Raw genomic sequence first — 2,087 nt, forward strand, 5'->3', positions numbered from 1 at the left:
AAACCCTAATTAGATGTATAGCAGAAGAAAGAAGGAGAGGTACTGATAACTGATAACTGATAACTAATAACTGATAACTGAAATGACCTTTGTAGAATAAAATTATTTTGGCAAGAAAATTTGACCAAGAAATAAGGTCTCAAGTCTCCCCTTTTAAGGGGATAAAAAAGAAAATTCCAGATTTAAAGTCTCTGACTTTCCTAGGTCATGCTGCACAAACAGTGGTCACTGATAACTGAAACTGATAACTTATAACTGAAATAATAAATATGCTCAATCAACCTAATTTTAATCCTGCTTACTTAGTTGAAACTCTCGAACCAGATACCGTATTTTTCATATCTGAAAGAGAATCTGTCTGTTTACAGGACCCTCTTTATTATCGTTTAGTCCAGTTAATAGATGGTCAGCGAAATGTTGATGAAATTATCGATATTCTACAATTAGAAATTCTACAAGACCAAGAATTAACACAAGAAAATCCTAATTTTTTCCAAGAGATTCTGAATTTTAGTATTAAAATCCAACAAGCTCTATTTCAATTACACAAACAAGGATATCTATTAGAAAATAATGATTTATTACCGTCTAACTTAGCTATTCTTTGTCATCATCTACAGATTCCTCAGTCTCAAGCTTATAATCAATTACAATCTACTAAAGTTACTGTCAAAACATTAGGTTCAGTCACAGATGAAGATTTTATTTTCCTGTTAAAATCTTTTCATATTCAAGTAGCTGAAGACGGAGATTTAACGATTATTATAACTGACGATTATCTCCATCCTGATTTAGCTGAATTTAATCAACAAGCTTTAGCTTCTCAAACTCCTTGGATGTTAATCAAACCATTAGGAACTATTGGTTGGATTGGACCTTTATTCCAACCTAATCAAACAGGATGTTGGGATTGTTTTGCTCAACGTTGGCGAGATAATCGACCGATTGAAGAGTTTATTAATAGAAAGAAAGAAGGAGCAAAACTTTTAACTTCTCCCCTTGGTTTTTCTCAAGCAACAATTCAAACAACTTTAAATATAGCTGCAACAGAAATTTTTAAATGGATTATCCAAAAAGGCAATCCTAGATTAGCAGGAAATCTGATTACTTATGACCATTTAACTCTACAAAGTCAAAACCACATTTTAGTTAAACGTCCTCAATGTCATAGCTGTGGAAATGTATTTAATAAACAACCTTTACCTGTAGTTTTAGGGCATCGAAAAAAAGCCTTTACTGCCGATGGCGGACATCGTTTTTGCTCTCCCGAAGAAACTTTGAGAAACTATCAACATCATATTAGTCCGATTACAGGTGTTGTACGAGAATTAGCTAAAATTCCCAGCCAAGGATTACTTCATACTTATGTAGCCAGACATCATTTTCGTAATGTTTTCAACAATTTAGATAGTTTACGGCAAAATATGGGAGGTAGAAGTGCGGGGAAAGGGAGAACCGATAGTCAGGCAAGAGCTAGTGGTTTTTGTGAGGCTATCGAACGTTATTCTGGGGTGTTTCAAGGAGATGAAATTAGGGAGCAAGGGAGTTATGAAAAATTGGGAGAAAAAGCTATTCATCCGAATCGGTGCATGATTTTTAGTGAGCAACAATATCAAAATCGAAAAGAGTGGAATGTTGAGTGTAAAGGGTGGTTTCAAAAAGTACCGGAACCCTTTGATGAAACGAAAGTAATTGATTGGACTCCTATATGGTCTTTAACTGCTCAGGAATTTAAATATTTACCTACTTCTTACTGTTACTATGGTTATCCTGAATCTGATTCTTCTGATTTATTAGATTGTTGGTCTGATTCTAATGGTTGTGCGGCGGGAAATACGATAGAGGAGGCAATTTTACAAGGTTTTATGGAGTTAGTAGAAAGAGATTGTGTAGCTTTATGGTGGTACAATCGTTTATCAAAACCTCAAGTAGATTTAGACAGTTTTGAACAGCCTTATTTCCAGCAATTAAAACAATATTATCAAAGTCTGAATCGGGATTTATGGGTGTTAGATATTACGAGCGATTTGAATATTCCTTGTTTTGCAGCTATTAGTCCTAGAAAGGATAGAGAGGTAGAAGATATT

The 2,087-nt window shown here is 34.3% G+C and carries 1 protein-coding gene; it reads left to right on the plus strand.

The window, feature by feature from the left end:
* Positions 1 to 269: 269 nt before the first annotated feature.
* Positions 270 to 2,087 (plus strand): TOMM precursor leader peptide-binding protein (locus AC3DU7_RS27470; RefSeq protein WP_488042436.1); only part of this gene is annotated, 1,818 nt, incomplete at its 3' end.

The sequence above is a fragment of the Okeania sp. genome (assembly GCF_983059655.1).